The sequence below is a fragment of the Spirosoma pulveris genome, from assembly GCF_054781875.1.
The window spans coordinates 82,933-104,897 of the sequence record NZ_BAAGTO010000011.1 but is presented as its reverse complement, the minus strand read 5'-3'; the positions used below and the strand labels follow the sequence as shown (position 1 = coordinate 104,897).

General features: G+C 51.5%; 17 protein-coding genes. 3 read left to right on the top strand and 14 right to left on the bottom strand.

The features are described 5' to 3' along the window. Window positions 1–30: 30 nt before the first annotated feature. Window positions 31–2,064: a glycoside hydrolase family 3 protein gene (locus ACYVJM_RS26460; protein ID WP_461151233.1), complete on the bottom strand. Its 2,034-nt coding sequence runs from the start codon at window positions 2,062–2,064 to the stop codon at window positions 31–33. Window positions 2,065–2,415: 351 nt separating this feature from the next. Between ACYVJM_RS26460 and ACYVJM_RS26455 the strand changes: the two genes are divergently transcribed. Beyond that, window positions 2,416–3,444, top strand: a complete 1,029-nt coding sequence (locus ACYVJM_RS26455) for a LacI family DNA-binding transcriptional regulator (RefSeq protein ID WP_461151232.1) — start codon at window positions 2,416–2,418, stop codon at window positions 3,442–3,444. Window positions 3,445–3,472: 28 nt separating this feature from the next. Here ACYVJM_RS26455 and ACYVJM_RS26450 read toward each other — a convergent pair whose 3' ends face one another. The 5 genes from ACYVJM_RS26450 to ACYVJM_RS26430 all read right to left on the bottom strand — a co-directional run bounded on the left by ACYVJM_RS26450 (window position 3,473) and on the right by ACYVJM_RS26430 (window position 12,637). Then, on the bottom strand, window positions 3,473–4,537 hold the full coding sequence (locus ACYVJM_RS26450) for a phosphatidylinositol-specific phospholipase C1-like protein (protein WP_461151231.1): 1,065 nt from the start codon (window positions 4,535–4,537) through the stop codon (window positions 3,473–3,475). Between the two features lie 103 nt (window positions 4,538–4,640). Continuing rightward, entirely contained in the window at window positions 4,641–4,946 is a 306-nt protein-coding gene (locus tag ACYVJM_RS26445) for a rhodanese-like domain-containing protein (protein ID WP_461151230.1), read from the bottom strand. A 218-nt stretch (window positions 4,947–5,164) separates the two neighbouring features. Then, window positions 5,165–6,862 carry a gamma-glutamyltransferase gene (gene ggt, locus ACYVJM_RS26440; RefSeq protein WP_461151229.1) on the bottom strand — a complete coding sequence of 566 codons (1,698 nt, stop codon included), beginning with the start codon at window positions 6,860–6,862 and terminating at the stop codon, window positions 5,165–5,167. A gap of 113 nt (window positions 6,863–6,975) precedes the next feature. Then, entirely contained in the window at window positions 6,976–10,641 is a 3,666-nt protein-coding gene (locus tag ACYVJM_RS26435; protein WP_461151228.1) for a PA14 domain-containing protein, read from the bottom strand. Window positions 10,642–11,104: 463 nt separating this feature from the next. Next, window positions 11,105–12,637, bottom strand: a complete 1,533-nt coding sequence (locus ACYVJM_RS26430; RefSeq protein ID WP_461151227.1) for a malate:quinone oxidoreductase — start codon at window positions 12,635–12,637, stop codon at window positions 11,105–11,107. 266 nt (window positions 12,638–12,903) lie between these two features. Between ACYVJM_RS26430 and ACYVJM_RS26425 the strand changes: the two genes are divergently transcribed. Further along, on the top strand, window positions 12,904–13,848 hold the full coding sequence (locus tag ACYVJM_RS26425; protein WP_461151226.1) for a DUF2279 domain-containing protein: 945 nt from the start codon (window positions 12,904–12,906) through the stop codon (window positions 13,846–13,848). Window positions 13,849–13,937: 89 nt separating this feature from the next. On the opposite strand, the gene ACYVJM_RS26420 is transcribed toward ACYVJM_RS26425, so the two are convergent. Both ACYVJM_RS26420 and ACYVJM_RS26415 read right to left on the bottom strand, forming a co-directional pair. Next, a complete protein-coding gene (locus ACYVJM_RS26420; protein WP_461151225.1) occupies window positions 13,938–14,531 on the bottom strand; it encodes a hypothetical protein in 594 nt (197 codons plus the stop codon). Window positions 14,532–14,680: 149 nt separating this feature from the next. Then, window positions 14,681–15,730 carry a S1C family serine protease gene (locus tag ACYVJM_RS26415; RefSeq protein WP_461151224.1) on the bottom strand — a complete coding sequence of 350 codons (1,050 nt, stop codon included), beginning with the start codon at window positions 15,728–15,730 and terminating at the stop codon, window positions 14,681–14,683. Window positions 15,731–16,171: 441 nt separating this feature from the next. Here ACYVJM_RS26415 and ACYVJM_RS26410 point away from each other — a divergent pair, with 441 nt between their 5' ends. Beyond that, on the top strand, window positions 16,172–16,579 hold the full coding sequence (locus ACYVJM_RS26410) for a DUF4332 domain-containing protein (RefSeq protein WP_461151223.1): 408 nt from the start codon (window positions 16,172–16,174) through the stop codon (window positions 16,577–16,579). A gap of 83 nt (window positions 16,580–16,662) precedes the next feature. On the opposite strand, the gene cdaA is transcribed toward ACYVJM_RS26410, so the two are convergent. From cdaA to ACYVJM_RS26380, 6 genes are all read right to left on the bottom strand, one after another. Then, the gene (cdaA, locus tag ACYVJM_RS26405) at window positions 16,663–17,490 is read right to left on the bottom strand and encodes a diadenylate cyclase CdaA (RefSeq protein ID WP_461151222.1); all 828 of its coding nucleotides are present in this window, start codon (window positions 17,488–17,490) and stop codon (window positions 16,663–16,665) included. A gap of 93 nt (window positions 17,491–17,583) precedes the next feature. Then, window positions 17,584–18,546 (bottom strand): ribonuclease Z, encoded by a 963-nt coding sequence (locus tag ACYVJM_RS26400; protein ID WP_461151296.1) that lies wholly within the window; start codon window positions 18,544–18,546, stop codon window positions 17,584–17,586. Continuing rightward, window positions 18,539–18,955, bottom strand: a complete 417-nt coding sequence (locus tag ACYVJM_RS26395) for an STAS domain-containing protein (RefSeq protein WP_461151221.1) — start codon at window positions 18,953–18,955, stop codon at window positions 18,539–18,541. The genes ACYVJM_RS26400 and ACYVJM_RS26395 overlap by 8 nt, the downstream gene beginning before the upstream one ends. Before the next feature lie 87 nt (window positions 18,956–19,042). Continuing rightward, entirely contained in the window at window positions 19,043–19,984 is a 942-nt protein-coding gene (locus ACYVJM_RS26390; RefSeq protein ID WP_461151220.1) for a phosphoribosylaminoimidazolesuccinocarboxamide synthase, read from the bottom strand. A gap of 58 nt (window positions 19,985–20,042) precedes the next feature. Then, a complete protein-coding gene (locus tag ACYVJM_RS26385) occupies window positions 20,043–21,218 on the bottom strand; it encodes a thiolase family protein (RefSeq protein WP_461151219.1) in 1,176 nt (391 codons plus the stop codon). A 27-nt stretch (window positions 21,219–21,245) separates the two neighbouring features. Next, window positions 21,246–21,938, bottom strand: coding sequence for a tetratricopeptide repeat protein (locus ACYVJM_RS26380; protein WP_461151218.1), 693 nt, complete (start codon window positions 21,936–21,938; stop codon window positions 21,246–21,248). Window positions 21,939–21,965: the final 27 nt, after the last annotated feature.

The window sequence follows — 21,965 nt, the reverse complement described above, 5'->3', positions numbered from 1 at the left end:
GCAAATTAGGTACAAAATAGCAGGACTTTATCAGTTCGAATAGCTTAGGCCATCGCCAAAAGTGAAAAGGGCGTAGCCTTTTGGCTTCATATGGCCCGGCACGTCGGATTGATTGTCGAGTACGGCCTGCCGGGAAACGGGCGTACTGAACGGCATTTTACCGGTCGGGTTAAATTTTCCGCTCAGCACGTCCAGAATGGCATCGGGTGTGGTGCCAAACGTCGCCAATACCGTTTTGAGATTCGGGTTATCAATTTCATCGATCACCCACGGACTCGTGTAATTGATCAGTACGACGGTGGGTTTCTGACTGGTTAGCTCATTGACATGCTTAACGTCGATCTTGTTTTTTGACAGTTGCAGTTCAATAGGCCCGCCGTTCGAACTAAATAAGCTACCGCTGCTGGGTGTTAGCATCATTACCACTACATCCGCTTCATCTTTACTTCCGACAAACTCCAGATTCCAGTTATTGGTTGCGGGCTTAATAACTGTAATGGGCTCCTTCGAACGGCCGTTGTCATAGTACGACTCAATAAACACTTTGGTTTTGGGTGCCAGAGGCAACAGCTTTCCCGAGTTGCGCAGCAGCACAATGGATTTGCGGAAAGCCAGATCGGCCCGCTGCTGAAACTCAGGTTTTCCAACGGTTTTCTGCGCCATCTCCGGATCGACGTACGGGTTTTCGAACAGGCCCAGTGCGAACTTCTCACGCAGTAGCCGGGCGATGGATTCGTTGATCCGCTTTTCACTCACAAGGCCTTTCTTGACAGTAGACATCAGCAGCGAGGGGTCGGCAGACCCTGAAAACAGGTCGACTCCGCACTCGATGGCCTTTTGATACCGTTCTTCAATGCTTAATTTCTCAACGCCCCAGGGCATCATTTCGATAGGTCCGGTATCGGAGTTGACGATCCCCTGAAAGCCCATTTTGTCGCGTAGCAAATCCTTGATGATGGCTTTGTTGTAGGCAAACGCAACTTCTTCGTACTTGGTACCAATAGGTTTGGCGTAATACGGCATGATGGCCGATGTACCGGCATCGATGGCGGCCTTAAACGGTTTGAGGTGATAATCGAACATCTTGCCGGGGTAATGCTGGTCTTTCCCCCAGTCGAAGTGCGGGTCCTGCCCCTCCACCTGTGGGCCACCACCGGGGAAGTGCTTGGTGGTAAGGCCTACGGAGTGGATGCCAAGTTTTGGTCCCTGAAAGCCGAGTACGATTTCGCGGGTCATGTTGGCGGCTAAATCGGCATCTTCGCCGAAAGTGCCTTCAATACGCTGCCAGCGCGGTTCAGTCGCTAAATCGGCCATGTATTGGTACCCTTTCCGTAACCCCACAGCCGCCCATTCCTGCCGGGCTATATCGGCAAACTCACGCGTAAGTTTCAAGTCCCGCATGGCCGCCAGACCCAGTTCGCCCGGCCACTTTGAGAACACCGTAGTGCCAACACTAAGGCCAACGGACGCGTCGGTTGTGATGTGGTTTCGTGGGTTGGAGGCCACGATAGCCGGAATGCCCAAACGGGAGTTTTCGCAAAGGGCCTGTAGGTTATTGTGCCAGTCGGCCATGGTTTTCGCCGAGGTATTGGCCCGTAGAATGAAATGGCGGAGCTGGTTCTGCGTCACAGCTTTGGTGGTTCCGGCAGCCATCATCATGGGATAGGGGAGTGGCTTCCGGGTGAACATGTTCATGCTCTGTACCTGATCTTCTTCATTGAAGCCACTGGTAATTTCGGCTTTTGGAGCGCCCTGCTGAAACGAAAAATCGCCCGCCATCCGCGTTGTGCTGATGAGCATAAAGCCTATCTTTTCTTCCAGGGTCATCTGGCCGATCAAATCCTGCACGCGCTGTTCGGTGGGTAAGCGCCAGTCTTCGTATTTGTCGAGTTTTCCGTTTTTGTTTAGGTCTTTAAAGGAAAGGCCGTTAAGGGTTAGCGTTTTAACGGATCGCGAGCCCAAAGCAGGCTGTACTGGTTTCTGAGCCAGTCCACTTGTGGCTGCCAGCGTGAGCGCTGATAGAACCAGATAGTGATACTGGAAACGCTTTTTCAAATGATGCATGGGTTAAAAAAGTTAAGGCAGTTGGGTATTTTCAGGCAAAACTATAAGAACGACGGTGAAACGTATAAAAATAGATTATTGTGTAAAACCAAGATCAGGGACGCTATACAAAAGCGTTACTTAATACTATTCCTTGTTAAGTTTAACCCCTCAGTGACGTGAATACAAGTATTTTCTCGGGAAGAACGAGATAATTTCACGCAAACGATTTCGGGAACGATTGCGCTGGCTATACAGAATTTAATTTTTTCTTTAAATAAGAGTAAAATGCCTTTGCTATCTTTAGGGTTTCCTGGCCATTTGTCTACCGCATTGCGGCAGGAAAAATATAATTATACTAATTTCTCTATCATGAAGAGCATTACCATAAAGGATATTGCCCGTGAGTTGAACCTATCTACGTCGACCGTTTCCAGAGCCTTAAGGGATAGTACAGAGATCGGTGTTGAAACGAAGAAGCGCGTACTGGAACTGGCGCATCGGCTAGATTACAATCCGAATCCGGTTGCGCTGAGTCTACTGAGCAGCCAGAGTAACGATATTGGCGTCATTGTACCGGAAATCGCGAATCCGTTCTTTGCTATTGTCATCGCGGGCATTGAAGATGTGGCCTTTGCCCAGGGATACCATGTCGTTATCTACCAGAGCCATGAAGATTATGCGCGTGAAGTGCTGAATGTCAAACACATATACAATCGGCGAAAAGATGGTTTACTCGTGTCGGTGGCCACTACAACGACAGATTACACGCACTTTAAAAACATTCATGAACGCGGTTTCCCCATTGTGTTCTTTGACCGTATCTGCGAGGAGATCGACACGCACACGGTATCTGTCGATGACTTTGAAGGAGGCTACAAAGCTACGGAGCATTTGATCAAACAGGGGTGTGAGCGTATTGCCCACGTATCCGGTCCCGATCATCTGCTTATTAGCCGTCGGCGATTGCAGGGATACCGCGCTGCGCTTCTTGAGTATGGCAGACCTATACTCGACGAATTGGTCGTTTCTTCTCCTTACTCGTCAACCAACGCCCTGGAAACCGTCCAGTCGCTATTGGCAATGCCCAATCGCCCGGACGGTATTTTTGCCTCCAGCGATAACATTGCCATTGGCTGTCACGCTGCTATCGTTGCCGCGGGTCTGCGGATGCCCGAAGATATCGCACTGGTTGGCTTTTCTGATCTACCCATCGCAGCTCTGCTCAATCCACCCTTAAGCTCAGTAGCACAACCGGCTTTCGAAATGGGCCGTTCTGCGGCTGAGTTGCTGATCAAGTTGATTCGGAACCCAGGCGAGCACAGCACGTCGATCAGCAATATGTTGAAAACGAAACTGATGGTTAGGAAGTCCTCGATGCGGGTTAGTGAGCTAGGCTAATAGGCTGGTGGTCAGTAAGGTAAAATGCTCAGTGTACGAGTGGATTGGGCCGCAGGTACGAACCGTTGGCAAAGCTGATAACATAGTCGGACGGGAAAAACTGGCTCTTCACGTAGTAATCTGTCGTGATAATCTGAGCTCCCGACTGGCAGGCTGCCTCGAAATTACGTTTGTCGTTGGTTCGGGCCTGCCGGGTATCCGAATCAGCGCGTGTGCGGACCAGGTACCCTTTTTTGACCATCGCCTGAATCTGGTTCTGCTCTTCGATTGAGTTATTCAGGATCATAAATGCAGCTTCGGGCGTTGCCGGTTCCGAATTGGTGAACAGAACGCGGTTCTTCAGCGATGGGTGCCCGGTTATGTAGGCCGACCGTTTGGCGCCGGTTTCGTCGAGAACGAACAGGAACTTTCCCTTCGATGCCTGCAGCGTAGGCCAGTTTCCCGCCAGCACCGCAGCTTCCAGCGTAGGCTTGCGGCCCCGCACATCATCGGGCCTGATCAGTTTGGAACGCCCCAAACCCGCCAGAATATCACTGTCCAGCTGATTTAGTACCGATTCCGTGAACGGCTCGGGTAAGGTGAAGCCCGCTCGTTTGATCGTGTCGTCTTTGGCGTTCATGGTAATAAAGACAGGGTAATGGTTCGGATGAGCATCAGACCAGCGTTTGAGTTCGGTCAGACACCCTTTAAACGTGGGGCAGTTACTTCTAAAGTCAATATCCTGAATGTGAAATACTTTAAATCCGGGTTCATTCATAACCCCGGCTACATCGTACGGCTGTTGGTTTTTGGCGAGTTGAAGACCCATCGGATGGGCGTATTTACCCCCTTTGGTATCGGCATAAACATCGATCTCAAGGTTCTGCAAGCCGCGATTCAGCTGGTCGGTCAGGCTGGAGTGGCTGTACTCGATGGCTTTAAATCGTACTGAATCGGATTGTGTCAATAAAGCGAACAACGCGAGGTCAATGGCCTGTTTGTAGCTATTGTGCGAGCCGATACACTGAATCTGATTTAGTTTGAGGGTGTCCAGGCTCGGCGGTGTAAGCGCGGTCAGCAGGAGAAAACAAACCAGGAAGAGGGGCATTTTCATGAGAAACAGCAAGGTCGATTTAGGCGCACAAGTTAAGGTGCCGAATATTACCGGCACGTTAATTTTGGCTTAAATCGACCTGAATAGGCTGCTTACCAATACCTTATCCGATATTGCGCCAACTGCCGGCATCATGGACATTCATCACGCCATGTCCAGCCATCAGGCTTTTGGCGCGGGCACTTCGCACACCGGATGCACAGCAAACAACAATGGGTTTAGTATAGCTTTTGATTTGAGTAATCCGGGCGTCAATCTGGTCCAGCGGAATATTGACAGCACCGTTGGCGTGCCCGCTGGCAAATTCGCCGGTAGAGCGTACGTCAAGCACGACGGCTCCCTGGCTGAGAATTTCCTGAATATTGGCCTTATCGGATGAGCCGAAGAGGGACTTGAATAAATTTAACATTGTCTTCGTCGCGTGAAGTTGCGGAATTTATCCCTGATTTGGTTTCGACCACAAAGCTACCGGTGGCAAAACTTGACTTTTGTGATATTTATCACCTAAGTTTTACGTATCAACGCAAATTTGTTGAGTACAGAGAGCCGGAGAAAACAGAGACTAGTTAAAAACCTCTGTGTTCTCCGTACCTCTGTGCTCATTAAAATTACTGGATGGTTACCGTGTTAAAATCCGGCGGCCTGGCCGTCTTTTCTGGACTCCGTAGCTCCGTGATACACTTTGTTTTTGGCGTCGTACATAATGGCCTGATAGCCGCCATACCCACCCAGCCCATAGCCTACCTTATGGCCTTTACGCATCAGGTCGCGGATGGTTTCGTAGGGGTAGCCTGATTCCAGTGTAATCTGTCCCGAGTCGGTCATTCGTTCGCCCGTTGGTTCGGATGATCCCTGGTGGTCGATGCGGGGAGCGTCGCCTGCTTCCTGCGGATTCATCCCGAAGTCGATCATGTTCATGATGATCTGAACATGCCCCAGCGGTTGAAAGCTGCCGCCCATAACGCCGAAGCTCATAAAAGGCTGTCCATCTTTGGTCACAAAAGCGGGGATAATAGTCTGGAAAGGCCGTTTATGGGGGGCATAGGTGTTGTTCTGCCCGTCAATCAGACTATACAGTTCTCCTCTGTCCTGGAGCATGAACCCCAACCCGTCCGGAGCCATGCCCGAGCCAAAGCCGCGATAGTTACTTTGAATGAGCGAGACCATATTGCCTTCGTCGTCGGCTACGGTCAGGTATATCGTGTCGCCCTGCTTGAGGGCCGGGTTCCCAGCATCGACCCGGCTGGCGGCCCGGTTGAGGTCGATCAGCTGACGCCGTTCGGCCGCGTACGATTTACTGACGAGTTCGTTGACGGGGATTTTGGCAAAAGCCGGATCGGCATAATATTTGGCCCGGTCTTCGAACGCCAGCTTCTTGGCTTCTACGAACCGGTGAATGTGCTCGGGGCTGCCCCAGGGCGTTTGCGAAAAATCGTAACCTTCCAGCAGATTCAGCATCTGCAAAGCCGCAATGCCCTGACTGTTGGGTGGCAACTCCCACACATCATAGCCCCGGTAATTGGTCGACACGGGTTCAACCCATTCGGAGGTGTGGTCGGCTAAATCTTTGGCGCTGAGGTAGCCGCCCATTTTTTTCATGAAGGCATCAATCGTTTGGGCAATGTCGCCTTTGTAGAAAGCATCCCGACCACCTTTGGCAATCTTTTCGAGTGTATTGGCAAGGGCCGGATTTTTGAAGAGTTCGCCCCGCCTGGGAGCCGCCCCGCTGGGTGCATAGATTTCTTTCACATTGGGGTATTTACCGAACCTCGCAATCATCGATGGCCAGTAAAAAGCGGCTTCGTCGTGAACGGGGTAGCCTTCGCGGGCGTAGCGGATGGCGTGGGCCAAAATGCTGGTCATGGGCGCTTTGCCGAACCGTTTGTGCAGTTCAAACCAACCATCCACGCAGCCCGGCACCGACACCGGCAGGGGGCCATCGGACGGGATGTGTTTGAGACCCCGTTTTTGAAATTCTGCCAGCGTAAGTGTGTAGGGCGAACGTCCCGAGGCATTGAGACCATACAGCTTTTTGGTTTTGGCATCCCATACAATAGCGAACAGGTCACCGCCAATACCGTTGACGTGCGGTTCCACCAACCCTTCCATAGCGTTGGCGGCAATCGCGGCATCGATGGCATTGCCGCCCGACCGCAGCACATCAATAGCGGCCTGGGTAGAAAGCGGATGTGACGTACAGGCCATACCATGCCGGGCCATAACGACCGCCCGGGTGGCAAAGGACTTGCCGCTGAGCCGATCCTGCGCCGGAACGGTTGTGGCGAACGAAACCAGAAAGAGAAACGGGAGTAGCGATTTTTTCATGAATTGGGTGTTCAGGTTGCCGTAAATGAATTGTGCCCCGGTGATAGACCGAGGCACAATATAACGAAAGGAGCGTATTGGTTTTTTGAAAAAAATGCCGGGTATTATTCTGCTTAGTCGATTAGAATTATTTTCCGGGTTTGCCGCTGCTGGTTTTGGGTTAGCATCAGGACATAGCTTCCCCGGTTGTATTGATCGACCATGACTTTAATTAGATTCTCGCCCTGGGTGAGCTGGTGGGTTGCCTGGTGGACTGGCTGAGCCATCATATTGATCAGTTGAATGGTTGCCTCTCCGGCTGTTTCGGCGTAATACTGCACCCACACAACCTCTTTAGCCGGTACGGGATAAGCTTTCATGCGTGATTCTTCGGGAAGCTCAGCGTTTGTCGTGTTAGCCAGGCGGGCACCACTGGTACCAATCAGGCGGGCACCGGCCCAGTCGCCGTGGTCGCAGGAGGAGTCGTCGCCCCCGTTGGTGACAACGAGTTTAAGGGTTTGTTTACCCGATACATCCAGGTCGATTGATTTCGTGGCCGTTGTCGGGTTCATCACGCCACTGCTGTAAGCCAGCACATCGTTCAGGTAGACCTCAAAACTTACTGTACCGCAGGTGATGACTTCATCGTCGAGGCCAATATCTGTCAGGAAGCGGCTGTACTGACCGTTCAGATTATAGGTAATCGAAGCCGAACCATGTACGCCAAGTCCTTTAGCATAGGTGACGCCGTTCAGGGTGATGGTCTTGCCGTCGCCCGCGCTACTTTCGCCGTTGCTGCGGTCCTTTTCAACCGGTCCGTAACCGTTGGTTGCTGTTGTCCAGTTCAGGTCAGACAAAAAGATGCCGGTGCCCGTAGCCGAAGTAGGTGAGGTAGCCGTTGGCGCGGTGCCTGATACAGATGGGTATAAATAACTTTGGGGAATAGCCTGCTGTGCCTGGCCGGGGTACGCCCACAATAATTTGGCTACCGCGCCCGCGCCACCATCGTAGTATTCCATCTGAACGGTATACCGTTGCCCGGCGGTCAGGGCGATAACCGGGCTGCTGTTCGTTGTTGGCCCATGTACGGTCCAGTTGCTGACAACCTGCGTGCCATTGACCCAAAGACGAACGCCATCATCCGACGTTGTGCTGAAGGTATAATTGCCCGTAACGGGGGCTTCAACCTGTCCGGTCCATCGAACCGAAAAATTATCGGTGTTGATGGTGCCGGGAGCGGGAGAGCCGGTGCCCCAGTCGAAGTTCACTGTGGCATCGGTACGGGTCAGTGAAGCCGGAGCCGTCAGAGTAGCATTGTTATAATAGGTGCCCACAAGTCCGGAACCACTCCCTGTTCCACCCGTACTGGTCGGTACCCGTAAGAGTACGGCTGCCGGAATCGCTTGTTTGCCAACACCCGGACCCTCATAACTGACAGTCAGCGTTTGTCCTCCGTTGCCCTGGAAAAAAAGGATCGACAACGCATGCTTACCGGCTTTTAACCCAATGGTACCCGCTTTTTCAATGGCCGCATGTACACCGTCGTTGTTGACCACTTCGGTCGTGCCGATGAGTAGTTTGCTGCCATCGTCAGAGTTCGTATAAAACGTATAGACGCCATCGGTCGGTACGCTGATGTATCCCTTGAATCGAATCCCGTAATTATCGGTGCGGTTACGAACGGATAGGTTGGGGGTGGAAATAGTACCCGCTTTAGTCGTTGTCAACGCGTTGAAATCAGGCAGTGTGCTCCAACTGCCTTCGACATACTGATACTCCAGTCCGGCAACGGTATTGGCTGGGTTTTCCGGCTCACGTAACGAAACGACGGGGGTGTTATCCTTGAAGAGAACAACGGATGCATAGGCGGGAACCGTTACCTGATTGGTACAGATCGTGTTTTTTGCATCGCGATATGTGCCCGTTAGCGGAACCTGAACCGGGTTAGCGGTCGGGTTCGTCAACAGCTTCAAATAGTCATCCGGATTGCCGGACGAATACGTAACGGGACTGTTTTTCGACGCCGGATCCTTACCATACTGACTCTGCCATTGTGCCATCGACAGGCTGGCGCCGATGTTCCGATTATAAACCGTTAGAATTTTATAAACATCGTCAAACGGGCGGGCGTAAACGTTGTTATTGAAGTCTCCGTAACTGATCAGGTCATTCTGGTTCGATTCGTATTTCACCAGAAACTGACTGGCTAACCGGCTGACCAGTATGTTGTTCTGAATGATGTTATTCCGGGGTTGGCAGCCGTTGGCACTCATAATGGCTAACTGTCCCTCGTTGTTGTTGAAGGAGGTATTTCCGGTCAGGGTGATGTTGGATGAGCCGTGCAGAAAAATTCCCAGGCCTTTGCAATGCCCAACGGTATTGCCGCTTACCTCGATATTCGTCGTGCAGTCGTCGAGGTAGATTCCATTGGCTCCGGAGGAACTACCTGCCGGGCTTCCCTCTGGAGCACCGATTCCGTTCGTTACGGTGTTGGCAATCAGTCGAATATTGGCCATGGGCAGTTGGTTGCCATTCCAGATGTACAAGCCGCTTCCATCGCTTTTTGTCAGGCAGAAATTGCTGATCTGATTGCGCTGAATGGTCGTGTTGGCCGAGAAATTCAGCGCATTATAGCCGATGTTATCGAGCGTATTAGCCTCAATAAGCGTGTTGGCGGTTGTAGCTGCATGAAAACCGATGTAGGTGCCATCCCCACTTTTTCCGCGGCCCGGAAAAAGTCCTATACGCCGGATGGTGTTTCCCCGGAACGTAACATTCTGGTACGTTTCAATGTCAACACCGTTGTTATTCGCATCTTCGATGAGGGTATTTTCGATCAGCAACTGCTGGCCGCTTCCCTTCACAAGCAGGGCATCTTCGCCGGATTTTGTCAGGTCATTCCCGCTGATGATCAGATTCGAGCAATTGGTTGCCGTCAGGTTAGAGGCCAGTGCCTGCGTAAGATGAAGGTTACGAATCGTGATGAACGACACCGCCGATAGACTGACAACGTCGGCGAAGACCGTAGCCGTAATCTTTTGAGTATTAGGATTGGACTGGCTGTCGTAGAGCCGAATCATTTTTGTTGACGGATTGTAATACCATTCGCCGGTTTGATCGAGTGTATTGGGGTGGTTCTGGATAAAGAATCCCCAGTTATCGCTGATATCGTAGTTGCCGGAGCCTATGATAGCCAGACTGTTACCGGTCTGGCCCGTAATGGTAGCGCGGTTCAGAATCCATTGCACCGGCCGGTAGACAACTTCTCCGCCCAGCCAGTTCGTGAGCAACGACTGCTGACTGGTTAGCTGGGTTTTACCCACGTGCGATTGGACCGTCAGGTAGCCTTTATTCGCAGCGTCGAGATTTGGGTAGCGACCCAGGGGGAGGATCGCGCCGTTGCGGTACAGGCCCGTCACCCGACTTCCGCAGGAAGGACATAGTGCCTGCCAGGTGTTGTTGCCGATGTTCGTCCAGGCGGTAACGCCCACCGCCCCGGTAAGTACCGGCTTGTTGCCGGAGCCATACGCATCGACCAGTATTGGTTTGTCGCTGGTACCGGACTGTTTAATTTGCAAGCTGCCGCTAAATGCATCGTCGCGCCGAAACAAAATCTGATCGCCCGGTTGTAAGGAAAGGCTGTTGATTTTGCTGATCGTTTGGAAGGGAGCATCGCTCGACCGACCTGAGTTCGAATCGTTGCCCGTGCTGGCAACATAATACGTAGTTTGTCCGAAAGCGGGGGACAGTTGTCCACTAAGCAGCAACAGACAAGCTGGTATATAGCACAATAGTGCCATAACCGGGAAGCATACTGTATTTTTCAAGTTACGGAGGGTTTGTCACTCTACTTATGGTATATAGAGTAACTTATAGTTAACGAAATATATTTATCGTAAACTAAATAAACAAGCTAAGTCTTTACATTTTTTATAATTGAGGTATATAATTATATTTATTAATGAAAAAATTATATTAAAGTACAAGTTGATGTGTTTTATGGTACAATAAGCCTGCTTAAGATAATGTGACGAATGGGCGCGTTGCGGGCCAATGTTCCTTGACGTAGTTAGTCCTGTACTCAACTCATTGATAGTAGACCATAAACCATGAGTTAAATCAAGCGATCAGGCTTGAACCAGCGACTTAGTTGACCCTGGCCTATACATGATCTTGACAGCCCAGGCCATAAAAAATGCGCTCCTCCCGGTCTCAATTCGTACGAGACCAGAGGGAGCGCATCACGAACGAATGCAGAAACTATTAGTGACTATCGCTGGAGGTGTATTCGTATACGCCTAATCCGAGCGTTTCGCTGGTGTACTTCCTGAGTTCCTGGCCAAGCTCCGGGTTGTCCGCTAAAACCTGACCGTAACTTGGAATCATATCCCGAAGTTTGTTCTGCCAGGCCTCGGTGGCCAGTTGCTCAGGGAAGCAGCGTTTTAGCAAATCGAGCATGATTGAAACGGCGGTTGATGCACCCGGTGATGCGCCCAACAGAGCCGCAATGCTGCCATCGGCGGCACTCACCACTTCCGTACCGAACTCCAGTACGCCACCTTCTTCGTCATCTTTCTTGATAACCTGTACCCGCTGGCCGGCAATTTCCAGTTCCCAATCGTCCATCTTTGCATCAGGGTAATACTCCCGCAGAGCGTTCAGCCGGTCTTCGGGCGATTGTAGTACCTGCTGAATCAGGTATTTTGTCAGCGATACATTGTGCAGACCCGCCATGAGCATGGGGGCCATGTTGCTCAACTGGATCGATTTTGGCAAATCCATGTACGACCCGCTCTTTAGGAATTTCGTTGAAAAACCGGCATATGGGCCAAACAGAAGCTCCCGTTTGCCTTCAATCATGCGGGTGTCGAGGTGGGGAACTGACATTGGTGGAGCCCCTACCGATGCTTTTCCGTATACTTTAGCCTGGTGGCGCTCAATGATATCGGGGTTAACGCATTTGAGCCATTGTCCACTTACCGGAAAGCCGCCAAAACCCCGGCTTTCGGGAATATCGGATTTTTCGAGCAGGCGCAGCGAGCCGCCCCCGGCACCAATAAATATAAACTCGGTCTGTACATCCCGAACCTGGCTGGTCGTAACGTTTTCAACCCGGATTTTCCAGCCACCGAGGGATTTTGACCGCCACAGATCCCGAACGTCATGGGCAAAGTAGAGATGAACGCCGGGCATATCATACAACCGACGGAACATGGCCCGCGTCAGGGCTCCGAAGTTTACATCGGTTCCAATGTCCATACGGGTAGCGGCTACCGGTTGTGCCGGATTACGGTCCTGCATAACCAGCGGCATCCACTCGGCTAACTGACCCCGGTCTTCGGAATAGTGCATGCCGTGGAAGAGGTAATTCTGCTGAAGTGCCTCAAACCGTTTGCGGAGGTAGGCTACGTTCTCATCGCCCCACACGAAGCTCATGTGCGGAATAGACCGGATAAAATTCGGGGCATCGTGTAGAAATCCCTTCTGAATGAGAAAAGACCAGAACTGCTTCGACTGTTCAAAAGACTCCGCAATCTTGATCGCCTTCGACGGGTCGATGGTGCCGTCTTCTTTCTCGGGGGTGTAGTTGAGTTCGCAGAAAGCCGAGTGACCGGTTCCCGCATTGTTCCAGGCATCCGAGCTCTCGGCAGCTGCGCTGTCGAGCCGTTCGTAGATGTCGATGGTGATGTCGGGCTGCAATTCTTTAAGCAGCACGCCCAGCGTGGCACTCATAATCCCGGCCCCGATCAACACCACATCGGGACCTTTTTGTACTGATTTATTGCGTTTCGCCATGATTTAAGTAGGCAGGTATATATTCTATATATCTACAAAATTGGTGCGTTGGATGTTCCGGAATAATGTACTAACCGGCCTTTTGTTTGTTTTTCTTATCGCCTGGACGGTTAACTTTAGCCGATAGTAAGTAAACGGTTACCGATGTATGGTCTTGTTCGGCATTACGCCTGAGAATAATGATTTTATTCCGACACATTATGCAAATGCGCTTGTCTGCCTGGCTGTGACGGCTACATTGGTTTATTTTTAAATATTTTTAGCCCATGATGTATCGAATTCGGGCTGTTGTTCTGGTTTGCCTTTGCGGGCTGCTACTCGGCCAGTCTGGGCGGGCGCAGCCCTTGCCACTCACCCCGGCCATGCCTGAGCCAACAGGCATAAATCAGGGGCGTTTTATTGGTGTGCTGGTTGGAACGGCGGCTTTTTATACCATCACGCTGCTCATGCTGCGTAAACAATGGTACAAGAAGAAAGTCCCTTTCCACTCCTTCAACGACAATGCCGAGTGGCTCCAGATGGATAAAGTCGGGCATGGGGCAACGGCTTACTGCATGAGCCGGGGCGGGTACGAGCTGATGCGCTGGAGTGGTGTCAATGAGCGGGCCAGCATTCTGACCGGCGGCCTACTGGCTCTTTTATTCCAGACAACCCTCGAAGTATACGATGGACATTCGGAAGGATGGGGATTTTCCAAAGGGGATATGCTGGCCAATGTTGCCGGAACGGCGCTGTTCGTGGGGCAGCAGTATGGAGCCGGGCAACAGGTGGTAAGTATGAAATATGGCTTCCGAAAAACGATCTTCCCGCCGTTCAGACCCAATGTACTGGGTAAAACGACGGGCGTTCAGATGCTGAAAGATTATAACGGACAACAGTACTGGCTGTCGGTTAACCTGGCATCAGTATTACCGGTGGGACCTGATTTTCCGCGCTGGCTCAATCTCGACGTTGGGTACAGTGGTAGTGGTATGATTGGCGGGCATGAGAATCCGCCAATTGTCGACAAAGACGGGAAAGCTGTCAAATTTGAGCGGTATCGACAGTTTTTCATTTCGCCCGATGCTGACTTTTCCCGGATACGCACGTTTTCACCCTCCCTACAGCGCTTTGTTGGTACGGCTCAGTTTTTTAAAATCCCGGCTCCATCGCTGGAGTACAACCGGGTAAACGGGCTTCGGTTTCATCCGCTGATTTTGCCAAAAGAATAACAGCATTTGTCAACGAGAAAGCCCCCCAAGGGACAGAGACTATAAACCTCTGTGCCTTGGGGGGCTTTCTCGTCTAAGCGAATCGAGTATTACAATCGGCCGCCACCGATGTCGAATCCAACTTTAATACCCAGGTAGGCATTTTTACTATCGATCGTCGTGTTCGACAGCTTAAGCGTTGTGGTGGGTACCGCGTTGTATTCAACACCCACAACGAAATGCCCGGTTTTGATACCGGCTCTGATCATTCCGCCAAATTTGGTATCTGACGTAAACGCCACATTTTCGGGTGGGTTCTGGCCTTCCGTTACCGTAAAGGTTTCCGAAGAGCCAATCGAATAGATCCCGGCGCCCAAGCCAACGAAGGGACGTATCTTCCCTTTACCAATCAGGTAAGTACCCGTTACCATGCCAGAGCCAAATGTGCCCACATTGCCCGTGTAGGTATTGCCATTCGTGACTGTAACGCCCCGGGCAATAAACGCCGTTTCCAGCCGAACCCCCAAGTCGAAGTTATCACTCAGGCCGTATTTAGGCTCCACGCTGAACAAAAATCCACCCGATAAACCTTCTCCCAGTGCTTTGGCATACCCCAGCGAGACATTGACTTTAAAAGGTTTGTACTCCTGCGCTGTGGCTGAGAACGTAACGACTGTAAACAAAATAAAAAGAACGCGTTTCATAAAACTGAGTTGTAAATGGTGAAACATTATTTCCTGCACTGATGACGAACGAGCCCTAAGGACCCTGTAAATCGAGATTAGTAAGTCGCTTCAGCGCTCATCTTCACAGCTAGTTACACAAACGCCTTTGCGTTACTTTTGTTAGTACCCTACTTGGTTAATTCGCCGGGGGTAACAAAAATTCTTGTTTTCAAATTAGCCCGAAGGACCGTTAGCGGTAATTTCCGCCCGATGGTGTCGTCCGTTAGCAGCCGGTGTAGATCATCGACCGATGTAACAGGCTGGTCCGCAAAACCAACAACGATGTCGCCTTCCCGCAGGGAGCTGTTATCGGCTATACCATCCGGTTCGACACTCACGACCATAACGCCCGATTTCCCGGATAGCTGATTATACTGCATAATCCGCTCAGTCAGGTTGATCAACTGTCCGGCAATGCCCAGATAACCCCTCCGTACGCGCCCGGTCATGATCAATTTGCCGGCCACCAGAGCCGCCAGATTGGATGATACGGCGAAACAAATACCCTGCGCGGGTAAAATAACCGCTGTATTTACGCCAATGACATCCCCCTGCGAGTTGACCAGCGGACCGCCCGAATTGCCGGGGTTGAGCGCAGCATCCGTTTGAATAACATCGTCAATTAACCGCCCCGACTCCGACCGAAGCGTCCGGCCGAGGGCGCTCACCACACCGGCCGTCAACGAGTACTGATACCCGTACGGATTTCCAACGGCAATGGCGATCTGACCAACCTGCACGTGCTTTGAGTCGGCAAAGCGAATGGCTTTCAGGTTATCGGCGTAGATTTTCAAAACGGCAATATCGGTATCCGGATCCCGGCCAATTAAGGTGGCATCATACTCACGGGCGTCCGGCAGGTGGACTTTGATGTCCGTTGCTCCGGCTACAACATGATTGTTGGTAATGATGTAACCATCACTGGAAATGATGAAACCGGAGCCCGAACCACCTTCGGTGCGGTCGCGACCCGGCGGGCGTCCCGGCACCGGCGATTGGGACTGCCGACCGGGTGTTGAGTCGACCGGCCGTTTGCTAACCTTGATCTGTACCACCGAAGGGCTGACTTTTTTGGCTACATTTACGACCGTATTTGAATAAGCGTCAAGAAGCGTTGAATCGGGTAGCGTCTCCTGCCCTGCCAGCGAAGCATCGCCGGCATGTGTTATAAATTGCATGTTCATCCGTAAGCGTTGATTTGTTGTGATGGAGACATGCTTCACGATTTATTCCAGAAAAGATTTTTGTCTTGTTGGGGTAGGGTTTCCCGTCAGTTTGTCAGCGTTTGTTTTAACTGAAACGAATGTTGGCTGACAGAGTGGGGAAAAGCGGCTGAAATGACAGAAAACCAAATTCACATTTTAGTAGTAATAAGGAACATGGATTTTGAGACGTATCTAATACAAAAGAAGATCGATGTCGAACAGTTTCAGCAGGTTGAGCCTGTTCGTTTCAGGGAGTGGCAGCGGGAATTCGAATTAATGCATCCGGAAAGCTTTACCGCACAAAAGAAATTTCTTTTGAATGATACCCGAAGAAAGTACCTTGTTCGTTAAAAATGTAGTATACGGCTTGAAGGACAGGCCGATTTTTGCTTTGTACACTCAACTTTATCATTCATGAGCCTAACGTTAGGAGAACTACGCGGCATTACAGACGCCGTACTCAATGCCTTGAAAGGGCAAGGCATCAGTGATAGTGACTCACTGCTCGAAGCCACAAAATCACCATCCGATCGCAAAGCGCTTGCCTCAGCCAGCGGAGTCGATGCAAACACCATCCTGGAGTTAGCGAACCGGGCCGACTTAGCCCGAATTAAGGGAATAGGGCGTGTTTACAGCGATTTAATGGAAGAAGCCGGGGTGGATACCGTCAAAGAATTGGCTCAGCGGGCCCCGCAAAGTTTACATACTAAATTGATCCAGATAAATAGTGTTCGGCAGTTTACCCAACGGCCACCCTCCGTTGAGCAAATCGGCGACTTTGTGGAGCAGGCAAAAGCATTGCCCAGAATGCTGGATTATTAGGTATCGGTTCCAATAACAGAACAGGCCTGCCGTAATGTATACGGCAGGCCTGTTCTGTTATTGGAACTGTAAACGATAAACCGCTAAAGTTCTTTTGCCCTGACTTGTTGACCATTTGGCTCATTCAGGTACTGCTCAAGCTGGAGTTCCAACTCCAGCTGACTCAAATTTGGAAACAACTTTCCGTTGATTGCCAGTGAGATACGACCGCTTTCTTCAGAAACGGCAATGACTGCGGCATCTGTCGCTTCGCTCATGCCTAAAGCCGCCCTATGCCGAAAGCCCAGCGAGGAGGGCAATTCATCATCATCCGAAACGGGTAAAATGCAACGGGCAGAACGAATCCTGCCGCCACTAATGATCACGGCGCCATCATGCAAGGGGCTGTACTGACTGAAAATAGCCAGTAACAAGGGCTTTGACAATTCGGCATCGACGATCTCGCCCGACTGGGCAAATTTTTCCAGGTCATCGTTTCGCTGAAGCACCAGCAACCCGCCGGAAAACTCAGCTCCCAGCGCTTTGCAGGCATCAAGAATTGGTTTTAGCGGCATCTGGCTATCGGTAGACTCAAAATCGCGGAGAAGCCAGCGACGAAGCCAGCGATTGTTCGTCAGGTTCGTTGATTTGCCAATGAGTAGCAGGAACCGCCGGATTTCGTGTTGGAAAATAATGATCAGCGCCAGGGCTCCAACACTAATGAAGTACTCAAGAATAGTAGTCATCAGGTTGAGTGCCAGTGCCTTTACCAGAAGGTAGGCCAGGTAGACCAGCAAATAACCAACAAATACCCGGCTGGCTACGCTGCCCCGAACTAGGTTGTAAATCTGATAAATAAGCAGGGCCACAAGGCCAATGTCGAGTAGATCGAGCCAGCCAATGTCTAAAAATCCCAGGCGAAAAGCCAGCATGAATAAATTGGTAAGGTTAGGGCTTAAAGATAGAAAGAAACCGGGCTTGAAGTCTACTCCTGAGCAGAAAGGCTATTCTATCGCTCCACCTCGTTAAATAGGAACCGTTTGCCCTTCAATGGCTAAATACGTTTCGGGAAAAACAGACCTGGCTTCTTCCAGAAACAAGTCGAACTGTTTGTACCGCGACGAGAAATGACCGATCAGTAATCGCTCTGCGCTGGCTTTGGCGGCAATGGTCGCTGCCTGCTTAGCGGTGGAGTGGTACACTTCGGTTGCCCGCTGGGCATTATCCTCCATAAAAGTTGCCTCGTGGTACAGTAAGTTGACCCCCTGAAGCTGGGGCACCAACTCCTCTACATAGCGCGTATCCGAGCAATACGCGTAAGAGCGGGGCGGTGCGCCGGGTTCAGTATAGTCGGCGCTGGCATAGAGAACTTCACCATTGGGGCCAAGAACATCCTCGCCGTTTTTCAACTGCTTCAGTTGATGTACCGGCACGTTCTCCGGGAGTTTTTCCCGCAGCAGGTGGGGTTTGTGGGGTTTTTCCCGGAAGAGGTAGCCAGAGCAGTCGATCCGATGCTGGAGCGGGATCGACTCCACCGTCATGAGCGGATGATCGAGCAGGAGCGTAGAAGCCCCCGGTTCAACCACCTGAAAATGCAGCCGGAAGCCTAACCTCGAATCGGAAACGCGAAAAATAGTGGTCAATACCTCATCCAGCCCGCGCGGCCCGAATAGGTACAGGTCCTCTGTTCGTCCGCCCAGATTCAGGCTCGACAGCAGCGGAGGGAGGCCGAAATAGTGATCCCCGTGAAGGTGGCTGATAAAAATATAGCGCAAACGGCCCGGTCGAATGCGCTGTTCAATCAGACGTAACTGCGTCCCTTCTCCACAATCGATAAGCACATAATCGCTGCCAATGGTCAGCAATTGTGCCGTCTGGTGGAGTTTAAGGGTAGGCGTAGCCGAACCGGCCCCCAAAATAGTGAGGGAAAAGGGTGAGTTTACCGGTCGGTTAAGCTCCGTGTCCTGATTTGGTTTTGAATTAGGCATCCGCATTACCGACGCTTCCCCCGACGTCGTACTCATCGTCTTCTTCGCTTCTAAAGTCGTTTTCCAGTTCATTCATAAAGACCGCATCGATCGCTTCTTCTACGGTTGGCAGAATGGTGAGATCGCTGATGTTGGCGCCGTCCAGAAAATCGATCAGGTCGTCGTTCTTCGTGACCAGAATCAACAAGCCAACTTCATTGATGCACTGTCGGTTTATCTTTCGAATCGTCATCAATCCGGACTGGTCGACGGATTGTACAGGTTCTACGTCAATGATAATGTTACTGTATCCTTCCCGAAAGAGGCCGCGGCTCAGGGTCTCAAACGTACTGGACACTTCTTCCCCAAACTGACTTTCAGCTAATCGGATCAGGGCATACTGTTCGTTTTTTTCGATTGTGTAATTCATGTATGTTCAATTTTGAGAGATTGGCTGAACAGACCGGCGGAAAGCAGGTATGCCTTCAGCCGTGAACTGTGTCAGTCAATGAGTCATTCACTCTACCGTAATTGCGCGTAAAATGTTTGTTTCAATTCGAGCCACCGGGTCGGCTGCTTCGGCGGGTTGAAACGACTGTCCGGTCACTTTTTCGAAAAGCTCGATGTAGCGGGTTGTAATCTGATTTACCCATTCGTCGGACATGGCGGGAATTGTCTGGCCGGTTTTTCCCTGGAATCCGTTCGCAATCAGCCATTCTCTAACGAACTCCTTCGACAATTGTTTTTGGGGCTCACCGGCTTCCTGATTGGCCTGATAGGTATCCGCATAGAAATAGCGTGAGGAGTCGGGTGTGTGTACTTCATCGATCAGGTACACCTTGCCATCCAGATTACCGAACTCGTATTTGGTATCGACCAGGATAAGTCCCTGTTGAGCGGCCATTTCGGTACCGCGCGCAAAGAGGGCCAGTGCATACTGTTCGAGTTGCACATAGTCCTCCTGCGACACGATGCCCCGGCTCAGAATTTCCTCGCGGCTAATGTCTTCATCATGCCCTTCGTGCGCTTTGGTCGACGGAGTGATGATCGGTGTTGGCAGGCGGTCGTTTTCGCGAAGGCCATCCGGAAGCGGAACCCCGCAAAGAATCCGATGCCCGTCCCGATACTGCCGCCAGGCATGACCGGCCAGGTAACCCCTTACCACCATCTCAACGGCATAGGGCTCACATTTAAGGCCGATGCTTACGTTCGGGTCCGGTACCGCGAGCAGCCAGTTGGGAACGATGTCGGCGGTAGCTTTCAGAAAATAAGAAGCTGTTTGATTCAGGACTTGTCCTTTAAACGGTATGGGTCGGGGTAAGACCACATCGAAAGCCGAAATCCGGTCTGATGCGATCATGACCAATTTGTCGGGAAAAGAATACACATCCCGGACTTTACCGCGATAAAAGGCCGTTTGGCCAGGGAATTGGAAGTTGGTTTCCTGAATTGCGTTCATTTAATTTAGGATTGATGACCCCGCGCCGGAACCAACGTGGCCCGGCCCGGCGCTATCGTTACAATTTTTCAATAATAATGGCCGATGCGCCACCTCCTCCGTTGCAAATACCGACCGCCCCAAAGCGCCCGCCGTTCTGCTGGAGAACGTTGGTGAGTGTGGTGACGATACGCGCTCCCGATGCGCCCAGCGGATGACCGATCGATACGGCACCGCCAAACACATTCAATTTCTCCTGGGGCACGTCAAGGACTTTACTAAAGGCTAAGGGCACAACGGCAAACGCTTCATTGATCTCAAAATAATCAATATCGCTGGTCTTAAGACCGGCCCGCTCAATGGCCAGGGGTACCGCTTTGGTAGGCGCCGTTGTGAACCACTGGGGCTCCTGCTCCGCATCGGCATAGGCGACAATCCGGGCCAGGGGTTTCAAGCCCAGTTCATCGGCTTTCCGTCGACTCATGACTACCAGTGCCGAGGCACCGTCGCTGATGGGGGATGAACTGGCGGGTGTTACCGTACCGTTGGGGGTGAAAGCCGCTTTTAAGGTTGGGATTTTATCATAAATAACGTTCTTGTACTCCTCGTCTTCACCAACGCTGACGGTCCCTTTCCGACTGTTAACCTCAACCGGAACGATCTCTTCGGCAAAACGACCGCTCTGGGTGCTGGACTCCGAACGCCGGTACGATTGTACGGTAAAGGCATCCTGTTCTTCCCGGCTGATTCCATAGGTGCTGGCCGTCTGATCGGCAAAGACACCCATGGCACATTGGTCGTACACATCGACCAGCCCATCGCGGGCGAGACCGTCTACCAGTTCAGCGTTCCCATATTTATACCCGAATCGGGCTTTGGGAACATAATAGGGCACATTGGACATGCTCTCCATGCCACCCGCCACGACGACATCGGCTTGCCCGAGCTGAATCGCCTGGGCGGCCAGCATAATGGCTTTTGTTCCTGATGCACATACTTTATTGATGGTGGTGCAGGGAATAGTAGGAGGGAGCCCCGCTTTCAAGGCCGCCTGTTTGGCCGGTGCCTGGCCAACATTGGCCGATACGACATTGCCCATGTATACTTCCTGCACGACGTCTGGCTGAACGCCCGCCCGGCTCAAAGCCCCCCGAATAGCCGCAGCACCCAAATCTACGGCAGTTAAGGTTGACAGGACGCCCCCGAAACTACCAATTGGCGTTCGAACGGCAGCAATAATCACGACTTCATTCATAGTAGTTTTGTTGTCTCTTTATGTACGCTACCACCGATTTCCCCTGACCTTCGATTTGTTCACTTGCCGCGCCGACAAGGCCAGTGCGTAAGGCAGGTCATCTTCCTGCATGGCGTTGAGGAGCAGCAGCGCCTGCTCTTCACTCAGGTTAAGGCGTTGAAAACGGCGCAGCAAATCGTCCTGCCGGTCTGAACGTTCAACCTGCTGGCCACCTGCCGGACGAGGTTTGTTTTCGGTATTCGGTTTGGCTTCCGGGGAATTCTGCTTTTGTTTTTTCTCCGGTGGTTTTCCGGAGTAATACTTCTTTATAACTTCAAAATTATACCGGGCGGGTTCATTATTCGCATCTTCGAGCAAAGCTTGTTCAAATAAAGCCAGTGCCGTTGTACTATCTCCCTGCAAACACGCCATAACACCCAACTGCGTAGCGGCTACCGTCCGTAGATCGGGCCGGTCCGACTGAAGCAGGGTTTCGTACTGTGGTTTTGCCCGGGTGTACTGCTTCAACTGAAAATAGGTATGCCCGAGGTTCAGCCGAACTGCCGGATCGATGGTGGTGGTTCGGCGGCTCAACTGAACGTATAACGGTAATGCTTTCGCATACTGACCTGCCTGGTAAGCTGCCTGAGCGTCCTGGCGCATCTGGTTATTCTGTGAAATAGGACTAACCGGAAGTAATTCGCTCCACCAGATCCAGAGAGTAATCAACAAGTACATCATACTACCTTACGTATGCCGGGTCAAAAA